Origin of the sequence: Thermoflexus sp. (assembly GCF_025055495.1) — a bacterium.
In the GTDB taxonomy this organism is placed as follows: Bacteria; Chloroflexota; Anaerolineae; order Thermoflexales; family Thermoflexaceae; genus Thermoflexus.
In genome coordinates this window covers 1-9,579 of the sequence record NZ_JANWXB010000012.1, presented here as the reverse complement: position 1 = coordinate 9,579, position 9,579 = coordinate 1, and the positions used below count along the sequence as shown (strand labels likewise).

The following is a 9,579-nucleotide window of genomic DNA, read 5'->3' as shown; positions in this document are numbered from 1 at the left end:
GGCCCTGCGGGGGGGGGGGTGGGGGGAGAAAGGGGGGCGGGGCCATCGCCTTCCGGACTCGCTTCGGTTCCTCAAATCCCCAGTTTATAACTGGGTAAAGCACTACACAAAGCGCGAGTGTTCATCCGGTGGCATCTGGATCGATCCATTCGCGCCATGCCTGCTCCACCTGACGACGCGTGGCTTCTAGGTCCCCGCTGTTGTCAATGATGACATGAGCGTGTCGGATCTTTTCCTCCTGAGGAGGCTGGGCGCGGATCCGAACGCGCGCCTCTTCTTCAGCGAGCCCCCGTTCGATCATCAGCCGGCGGACCTGCTCGGACTCTGAGCAGGTGACCACCCACAGGGTATCGCAAGCCCGTGCGAACCCCGATTCGATGAGCTTGATCGCCTCGATGACGATCGCAGGGGCTTCCGGGCAGGCCTGGATCCGTCGCTGAATCTCTACCAGCACGGCCGGGTGAACGATCGCTTCCAGATCCCGCAGGGCGTTCAGATCCCGGAAAACGATCGCTCCCAGGCGTCGACGATCGATCTCCCCATCCGGTCCGAGGATCCCCTCTCCGAAACGGCGGAGGATGGCCTCGTAGGCAGGCGTGCCTTTCCGGATCACTTCATGGGCGATCGCGTCGGCGTCAATGATATAGGCCCCTTTCTCCGCCAGCATACGGGCTACTGTGCTTTTACCGCAAGCGATGTTGCCGGTCAGGCCAATCAAAATCGGCCGCTTGCCCATTGGACGCTCCGCAAGCCCTCTGCCTCATGGCTTTAGGACCTGTGCTTCTTACGCTATGATAATGCAACTTGCTACCTGGCATCCTTTGCCCGCTTCGATCCCCCGGAGGGAAAGAGGGGTTTGCCGGACTGATTGGAGGGACGATCTGAATCCCATTAAACTTAGGGTATAGAATTGACGCCAAGGCAACTTCCCGCGAGTTTTGGGGCTGGGGTGTCGCCTTCGGCGGCCCAGCCCCAAAGATGTTTTTCTCCCCCTTCCCCAGGACCCTGGAGGCTCCGGGGAGCGGGGAGAGGCTGGGTCTGCTTCTCGCCCGAAGGCGCTCGGATCGGGCTCGCCGCCTGACGTTGCCCATGGCGGGAGTGATCTTCGTCGGACATACAAATCCATCCGCTCATCCAAGGGGGAATCGATGTGGAAAGCCTACTACACCCCGACATCCCTGGAGGAGGCCCTGGAACTGCTGGCCGGATACGGCAGCCGGGCGCGGATCATCGCCGGCGGCACCGATCTCCTCCTGGAGCTCGAACGAGGCCAGCGCCCCGGCGTGGAGGTCCTGATCGATATCACCCGGATCCCCGGCCTGGATGCCCTTGCGATCGGGGTGGATGGACGCCTACACCTGGGGCCTCTGGTCACCCATCATCAGGTGGTGGCCTCCTCGCTCTGTCGTGAGCGAGCTTTCCCCCTGGCCCGGGCATGCTGGGAGGTCGGATCTCCTCAGATCCGTAACCGGGGCACGGTGGCGGGCAATCTGATCACGGCCTCCCCAGCGAACGATACGATTGTGCCCTTATGGGCCATGGACGCCACGGTGACGCTCCGGAGCGTCCGGGGCCAGCGCACCCTCTCCCTGGAGGAGTTCTATCAGGGGGTCCGGCGGACCGCCATGGCTCCGGATGAGATGCTGGTGGATATCGCGTTCGAGCCCCTGAAGCCGAACGAGCGGGGCACTTTCCTGAAGCTGGGGTTGCGTCGGTTCCAGGCGATCTCCGTGGTCAGCGTGGCGGCGGTGATCGCTCTGGAAGGCGATCGGGTTGCTCGGGCCCGGATCGCCCTGGGAGCGGTGGCGCCGACCATCGTTCGGGCCCCGGAAGCGGAAGCGGTTTTGCAGGGACAGCGTCTGACCGAGGACGTCATTGCCCGGGCCGGGGAACTGGCCCAGGCCGCCGCCCGTCCGATCGACGACATCCGCGGGCCGGCCTGGTATCGTGCGGAGATGGTCCGGGTGCTCACGATGCGCGCACTGCGTCAGCTACGGGATGGAGCGGAGCGTGCGGGCTTTCCGGAACGCCCGGTGCTGCTCTGGAGGCCCTCCGATCGGCGACCCCGGTCCTGGCCTCAGGTCCCGGCTGAGCTGGCCACCTGGGATGGCCGGGTTCGTCATCGGGAGGAAGGCCCCGAGCCGATCATCACGACCGTGAACGGGCGCTGCTATGTGGTGCATGGGGCGAACGATAAAACGCTCCTACGTATGCTGCGAGAAGATCTCCGGCTGGTGGGCACGAAGGAGGGATGCGCCGAGGGAGAATGCGGGGCGTGCACGGTGATCCTGGACGGCATGGCGGTGATGTCCTGTCTGGTCCCAGCGCCCCGGGCGCACGGGGCGGAGATTGTGACCGTAGAAGGTGTGGCCCCTGGGGACGCCCTTCATCCCCTCCAGGCCGCGTTCATCCATCAGGGCGCCGTCCAGTGTGGGTATTGCACGCCCGGGTTTATCATGTCCGGAGTGGTGCTGTTAGAAGAAGTGCCCCGGCCCACTCTGGAGGAGATCCGTCAGGCCTTTGCCGGCAACCTCTGTCGGTGCACCGGTTATTACAGCATCATCCGGGCGGTGGAGGAAGCCGCCGGCGGTTCGCCAGGATGAATCCTGCAGGAGGAAGAGAGGTCCCCCTTAGGGAGTTGAAAGAGAGGGGATTGGGAATGATCTTTCCAGATGGCTATGGTAGCTTCCTTGAGCGATAGAAAATCCCGCCCATCCGCGCGCCTCGCAGTGCAATCGGATCAGCTTGCCAGCGGAGGAATGGACCAATGGCCATTGGGATCTCCATCCCGCGGATCGATGCGGAGGGGAAGGTTACCGGTCGAACCCCCTATCCGGGGGATCTGGATTTGCCGGGGCAGCTTTACCTGAAGGTGAAATGGGCCGGCCGGGCCCCTGCCCGGATCCGTCGCATCGACACGAGCCGGGCAGAGGCGTTGCCGGGCGTGGTGGCAGTGTTCACCGCGAAGGATGTGCCCGTCAATGAGTATGGTCTGATCTACTTCGATCAACCGGTGATCTGCGGCCCGGGGAGCAAGCCCGGCGCCGACGTGGTGCGTTACGAAGGGGACGTAGTTGCCCTGGTGGCGGCGGAGAGCGAGAAGATCGCGGCGAAGGCGGTGGAACGGATTGAGGTGGAATACGAGGACCTGCCGGGGGTTTACGACCCCGAGGAAGCCCTGCGCCCCGGCGCCCCGCAGGTTCACCCCGATTATCCGGGGAACCTGCTCTGCCATTACCGGATCCGCCAGGGCGATGTGGAGGCCGCCTTCCGGGAGGCGGCGGTGATCGTCGAGGGAACCTACCGGACACCGTTCCAGGAACACGCCTACCTCCAGCCCGAGGCGGGGGTCGCTTACATCGATGAGGAAGGCCGGATCACCGTGGTGACCGCGGGGCAGTGGGTCCATGAAGATCGTCATCAGATCGCCCATGCGCTGGGGCTCCCCGAGGATCGGATCCGGGTGATCTACGCGGCGATCGGCGGAGCCTTTGGCGGCCGGGAGGATATGTCGGTGCAGATCCTCCTGGCTCTGGCGGTCTGGAAGCTGGGCCGCCCAGTGAAGATCATCTGGAGCCGGGAGGAATCCATTATCGGCCATCACAAGCGCCATCCGGTGACGGCCCGGGTGCGCTGGGGGGCGGACCGGGAGGGGCGGCTGCTGGCGGTGGAGGCGGATGTGATCGCGGACGTGGGCGCTTACGCTTACACCTCCACTAAGGTGCTGGGCAACATCACGATGTCCCTCTGCGGCCCCTACGAGGTCCCTAACGTCCGAGCGGATATCCGGGGAGCGCTGACCAACAACCCGCCGACCGGAGCCATGCGGGGCTTCGGGGCGCCTCAGGCCCTCTTCATCGCCGAGACCCAGATGAACAAACTCGCAGAGGCTCTGGGGATGGACCCGGTGGAGATCCGCCTGAAGAACGTCTGGCGAGAGGGCTCCCGCATGCCCACGGGAGGGATCGTGCCGGAGGGCGTGAGCATCGCGGAAGTCGTTGAAGCCTGCGCCCGGGCAGCTGGCTGGCGTCGGACCGAACGGGGATGGGTTCGACCGGAAGCGCCTTCCTCCCCGGATCCCATGAAGCGCTATGGCTGGGGGTTCGCCTGCGGCTTCAAGAACATCGCCTACAGCTTTGGCTTCCCGGAGCATTCCTGGGCGCGCATCGAGCTCCACGGCGACGCCCAGGTGGAGAAGGCGATCGTCTTTCATGCGGGCGCGGATGTGGGGCAGGGGGCGCACACGGCAATGGTCCAGATGGCGGCCGAAGCGCTGGGGGTGCCGCTGGAGAAGATCGAGTTGCGGGCCTCGGACACCGCCTTCACGGAGAGCTCGGGGAGCTCCTCAGCTTCCCGTATGACCTTCATGGCCGGCAACGCTATTAGGGGCGCGGCGGAGCGGGCTCTGGCCGCCTGGCGCAACGAAGAGCGCCCGGCGGTCGGGGAGTTTACCTACCGGCCTGTGCGCACCTTCCCCTTCGACCCGGAGACTGGTTTCTCCGAGCGCCCGAATGTGACCTATGGGTATGTGGCCGAGGCGGTCCTCGTGGAGGTCGACATAGAGACCGGGCAGGTGCGACCGGTGAAGGTGATCTGTGCGGACGACGTGGGGCGGGCAGTCCATCCGATCAACCTGAGGGGACAGATCGAGGGCGGGGTGGTGCAGGCGGTGGGTTACGCCATCACCGAGAACTTCCTCGTGCAGCAGGGCCGCATCCTCACCCGCCACTTCAGCACCTATCTGATCCCCGGGATCTATGATATTCCCGAGGAGGTGGAAAGCCTGATCCTCGAGCACCCGGACCCCCTGGGCCCGTGGGGGGTGCGGGGGATGGCCGAGATGCCCTTCCTGCCCCTGGCCCCGGCGCTGATCGCTGCTGTCCACGATGCCACCGGCGTCTGGTTCCATGCGTTCCCCCTGACCCCGGATCGGGTTTATGCAGGATTGCATCCCAACCGGGTGCCGGGGGGAAGGGCCGTCCACGAATAGGGGCACGAATGCACGAATCCGAGCAAATTGAAGTTGCCCTGTTGGAACCTGAACGATCCCTTTTGGGGATTTGCCCCTTTCCCCTACCCTTACCCTTATCCCCACGCCGCGAAGCAGTGTAGGGAAGGGATAAGAAAAGCGGGGGTGGTGGAGTGGGCGGCGAGGCCGCTTGCCCTACCATCCCCAACCCCAGGGCGGATGTTTCCTTGTGACGGATCGTAGGTTCAATTTACGCCATGCGCAACTTCAGGCGACAGGTCTGATCCAGGCACCCTTGGGAGGGAAGCAGGCCAGGCACCTCCCAGGGCCCCTGGGGCCCTATAAGGGGGGAGAAACATCGTTTTGGGGCTGGGCGTCGCTGAAGGCGGCGCCCCAGCCCCAAAACCCGCGGGAGAGGTCGGAAGTTGCACATGGCATAATTTCGTTTCGTATGGATCCCAATGGCTCTGGAGATCGCCGTTCTGGCCGCCGGCGCGGCCTATGCCGGCGGCGTTTTCGTCTATGAGGAGCCTGAAGGGCTGGGTGGCTATCTCCGGCCCGGGCATTTGGTATTGGTGCCGTTCGGACGGAGCGGACGGCCCGAGCCGGGGGTTGTGTTGCGTCGGATCGCTGGGAAGGGGCTCCCTCGTCCCCGCAAGGGAGAGCAGATGGAGGAGGGTCGTGCGCGCAAAGCGGTGTTGCGCTGTCTGGAAGCAGACCCCGTTCTGGATCCCCCACGCCTGGAGTGGGCGGCCTGGCTCAGCCGGACCTATCTGGCTCCGATCAGCGAATGCCTGCGCCTGATGATCCCGTCCGGCCTGATCCCACGCCGGGAACCGGTTTATGAGAAGGGGCACGTCGCAACATGCCCCCACGAGCGCTCCGACCATGGGCTGGAGCAGGCGGTGGCCGTCTCGTTTGCAGAACAGGTTCTGCTCGCCGCCCTGGCCGAGGGGCCCCTGACCCACAGCGAGGTGCAGACCATCCTGCGGGATTTCCCGCTGGTCGAGCGGCGGCGGGCGATTCAGCGCCTGCTCCAGCGGGGATGGATCCGGCGGAGCTGGCGGGTCAGCGAACGCCGTCTCCCGATGCTCCGTTGGGTTCGGCTGAAAGCCCTGCCAGACCCGGCCTTCCGCCTGGGGCGGAGCCGGGTGGTGATCGAGCGGCGACGGCGGCTGCTGGAACGCCTCGAGGCCGCGACGCGGCCGCTGCCCGCCGACTGGCTGCAGGCGGAGACAGGCTGTAGCGCTCACGATCTGCGGCAGCTCGCCCGCTGGGGCTTCCTGGAGCTCTTTGAACAGCCTGCATGGGAGACGGTGGATCCCTATCCCGTGCCGGAGGAGCCGCCGAGCCTAACGCCGGATCAGGCCATCGCCTGGCAATCGATCGCGCGCGCCATCGAGGCGGGTCGCTTCCATGCGTTTCTGCTTCATGGGATTACCGGCAGTGGGAAGACGGAGCTCTATCTGCGGGCGGTGGCAGAGATCCTGCGTCGGGGGAAAGGGGTCATTGTTCTGGTGCCGGAGCTCGCCTTGACCCCTCAGACCGCGCGGCGCTTTCAGGCTCGCTTCCCGGGCCAGGTCGCGGTATGGACGGGCGGGATGCCCCCCACGCAGGAGCGAGCGCTGTGGGAGCGGGTGCGCCGTCGTCAGGCCCGGGTGATCGTGGGCACTCGCTCCGCCCTTTTTGTCCCGATGCCGGATCTCGGGCTGATCGTCATCGATGAGGCCCACGACGCCAGCTATAAACAGGACCTTCAGCCCCAGATCCCCTATCTCCTGCCCGCCTACCATGCCGTGGATGCCGCGCTGGCCTTGGCCCGCCGGCTGGAGGCGGTGGTCATCTTAGGCACGGCGACCCCGGGGGTGGAGCTACGCGATCGGGTGGAGCGGGGGATGCTGGAGGAGTTGAGCCTTCCCCGACGCTTGCGGGGCTATCGTCAGCGCCTGATGGAACAGGCCCGACAGTTCGGCGCTTCCCTCGATCGATTCGTGGAAGTGGAAAGCGAAGCCCTGGAGAGCGGCCTGCCGTCGATCGAAGTCGTCGATATGCGGCAGGAGCTGAAAGCGGGGAACACCGGGATCTTCAGCCGGGCGCTGGAGAAGGCCCTCGCCCAGGTGCTCCGCCGTGGACAGCAGGCCATCCTGTTCCTGAACCGTCGGGGCGCCGCGCCGTTCGTGTTTTGTCGGGATTGCGGCCATTTGATCCGATGCGCCCGATGTGATCTTCCCCTTGCGGAGCATCACCAGCCGACCCGGTGGGTCTGCCACCATTGCGGGGCCGTCGAGGAGCCCGCTGCGCGATGCCCCCGGTGTGGATCCCGGCGGCTGAAGGGGATGGGCATCGGCACTCAGGCGGTGGAAGAAGCCGTGCGCCAGCGCTGGCCGGAAGCCCGTGTGTTGCGCTGGGATCTGGATACGGCCCCGACCCGGGCGGCCCACGCCCTGATCTGGCAGCGTTTTGCGAGTGGGGAAGCGGACGTCCTGATCGGGACCCAAGTGTTAACCAAGGGGCTGGACCTCCCCTTGGTGACGCTGGTGGGGGTGATCCTGGCCGATGTGGGGCTGGGACTGCCGGATTTCCGGGCCGCGGAACGGACGTTCCAGTTGTTGGTGCAGGTCGCGGGCCGGGCGGGTCGGGGACTGTTCGGGGGGCGGGTGATCCTGCAAACATATCGACCGGATCATCCAGCCATCGCGGCCGCCGCGCAGTATGATTGGGATGGATTTTACCGGAAGGAGCGGGCCTTCCGGAAAGCCCATGGGTATCCGCCGTTCAACCGTCTGGTGCGGTTGCTTCACTGGCATGCGGATCCGGATCGGGCTCGGGAGGCGGCCGAACGGCTCGGGGAGATCTTGCGCGATCATCTGGAGCGGAAGGGAGCGCCTCCTACCGCCCTCATCGGCCCGGCGCCATGTTACTTCAGCCGCCTGCGGGGGCTTTATCGATGGCACATCCTCCTTCGAGGGCCTGATCCCGTGGCCTGGCTTCAGGATTTCCCACTGCCGCCGGGCTGGCGGGTGGACGTGGATCCGCTGGATGTTCTATAGACGTTATATTGAGCACTGCCTGTCTGGGAGCGTGCACGATGCCCAGGACCATTGGATCCGGTAAACGGTATCACCTGATCACGTTGGGTTGCGCGAAGAACGTAGTGGACTCCGCCGGCATGGCCCAGTTGCTGGAGGAGGCCGGGTATGAGTCGGTGGATCGACCGGCCCGGGCGGATGTGCTCATTGTGAACACCTGTGGCTTCATCGAGGCGGCCCGTCAGGAATCCCTGAGGGCCCTGCGGGAGCTGGCGGCGCGGAAGAAGAAAGGGCAGTTGCTCATCGCGGCGGGATGTCTCGCCCAGCGATGGGGAGCCCGCCTGGTGGAAGAGGTGCCCGGGATCGACGGGGTGATCGGCACTCGACGCTGGATGGACATCCTGGAGTTCATCGAGGGGCTGCGAGGGCGCATCGTCCCGGAGCCCCTCTTCCATATCCCGGAGGATGGACCGATCCACCGGGAGGAGCGTGGCGTGCTGCGGGCCGCGGTTCAGGGGGTCAGCGCCTATCTGAAGATCGCCGACGGCTGTCGCCGTCCGTGCGCTTTCTGCGCTATTCCTCTCATTAAAGGCCCCGCTGTCAGCCGTCCGCCGGAGGTCATCTGGGCGGAGGCCCGTCGCCTGGTCGATCAGGGGGTGCGGGAGCTGATCCTGATCGCGCAGGACACCACGGACTATGGCCACGATCTGGGGATGCGGGATGGGCTGCCCGTCCTGATCGAAGGCCTGGTGCAGCAGGTCCCGGAGGTGAAGTGGATCCGGGTGATGTATGCCTACCCCGGCGCTGTCTCCGACCGTCTGATTGAGACGATGGCCCGCTATCCCCAGGTGGCGCACTATCTCGATCTCCCGCTTCAGCACGGACATCCCGCGGTGCTGCGCCGGATGCGTCGCCCAGCAAACATCGAGTGGGTCTATCGCACCATCGAGAAGCTCCGGAAGGCGATGCCCGATATCGCCATCCGCACCACCTTCATCGTGGGCTATCCAGGGGAGACCGAGGAAGAATTCGAAGCGCTGCTTCGGTTCATCCAGGATCTGGAGTTCGACCGGGTCGGATGCTTCACCTATTCGTATGAGCCGGAAACCCCCTCGGCCCGGCAGCCCGGGCATCTCCCTGAGGAAGTCAAGCGGGAACGCTATGAGCGGTTGATGGCCGCGCAGCAGCCGATCTCCCTGCGCAAGAACCAGGCGCTGGTGGGGAAGACCCTGGAGGTGCTGATCGAAGGCGTGGGGGATGGCCTGAGCGTTGGACGGACCTATCGGGATGCGCCCGAGATCGATGGGCTGGTGCTGGTGGAAGGGGAATGGCCGGTTGGCCAGTTCCTTCCAGTCCGCATCACCGGGGCCATGACCTATGACCTCACGGGTGTGGTGGAAGCTTCTCCGTCCATCCGCGAGCAGACTTCCTCTCCGATTCCTCTAATCACTTCAGGGAATTTTGGGTTAGCGCTTTGACCTGTGATGAGTTGGGGATTTAGAAGGCGGAATTCTGTTCGGGGGGAACGATGGCCCATCCCCCTTTCTCCCCCCTCCCCACAGCCCATAGGGCCGCGGGGAG

5 protein-coding genes are annotated in these 9,579 nt (G+C 65.3%); 4 read left to right on the top strand and 1 reads right to left on the bottom strand.

Annotated elements, in window-relative coordinates:
• Positions 1-121: 121 nt before the first annotated feature.
• Entirely contained in the window at positions 122-736 is a 615-nt protein-coding gene (coaE, locus tag NZM16_RS00475; protein ID WP_295449738.1) for a dephospho-CoA kinase, read from the bottom strand.
• A 412-nt stretch (positions 737-1,148) separates the two neighbouring features.
• Between coaE and NZM16_RS00470 the strand changes: the two genes are divergently transcribed.
• From NZM16_RS00470 to rimO, 4 genes are all read left to right on the top strand, one after another.
• Positions 1,149-2,603: an FAD binding domain-containing protein gene (locus NZM16_RS00470; RefSeq protein ID WP_295449740.1), complete on the top strand. Its 1,455-nt coding sequence runs from the start codon at positions 1,149-1,151 to the stop codon at positions 2,601-2,603.
• Positions 2,604-2,767: 164 nt separating this feature from the next.
• Positions 2,768-4,990, top strand: a complete 2,223-nt coding sequence (locus NZM16_RS00465) for a xanthine dehydrogenase family protein molybdopterin-binding subunit (RefSeq protein WP_295449742.1) — start codon at positions 2,768-2,770, stop codon at positions 4,988-4,990.
• Positions 4,991-5,430: 440 nt separating this feature from the next.
• Complete coding sequence (gene priA / locus NZM16_RS00460; RefSeq protein WP_295449744.1) at positions 5,431-8,019, top strand: primosomal protein N'; 2,589 nt, start codon at positions 5,431-5,433, stop codon at positions 8,017-8,019.
• 38 nt (positions 8,020-8,057) lie between these two features.
• Positions 8,058-9,476 carry a 30S ribosomal protein S12 methylthiotransferase RimO gene (gene rimO / locus NZM16_RS00455; RefSeq protein WP_295449746.1) on the top strand — a complete coding sequence of 473 codons (1,419 nt, stop codon included), beginning with the start codon at positions 8,058-8,060 and terminating at the stop codon, positions 9,474-9,476.
• The last annotated feature ends 103 nt before the right edge of the window (positions 9,477-9,579 follow it).

Excerpts from the sequence above, each read along its gene's own strand:
- coaE (WP_295449738.1), bottom strand. The coding sequence starts at position 736 with ATGGGCAAGCGGCCGATTTTGATTGGCCTGACCGGCAACATCGCTTGC.
- NZM16_RS00470 (WP_295449740.1), top strand. The coding sequence starts at position 1,149 with ATGTGGAAAGCCTACTACACCCCGACATCCCTGGAGGAGGCCCTGGAA.
- NZM16_RS00465 (WP_295449742.1), top strand. The coding sequence starts at position 2,768 with ATGGCCATTGGGATCTCCATCCCGCGGATCGATGCGGAGGGGAAGGTT.
- priA (WP_295449744.1), top strand. The coding sequence starts at position 5,431 with ATGGCTCTGGAGATCGCCGTTCTGGCCGCCGGCGCGGCCTATGCCGGC.
- rimO (WP_295449746.1), top strand. The coding sequence starts at position 8,058 with ATGCCCAGGACCATTGGATCCGGTAAACGGTATCACCTGATCACGTTG.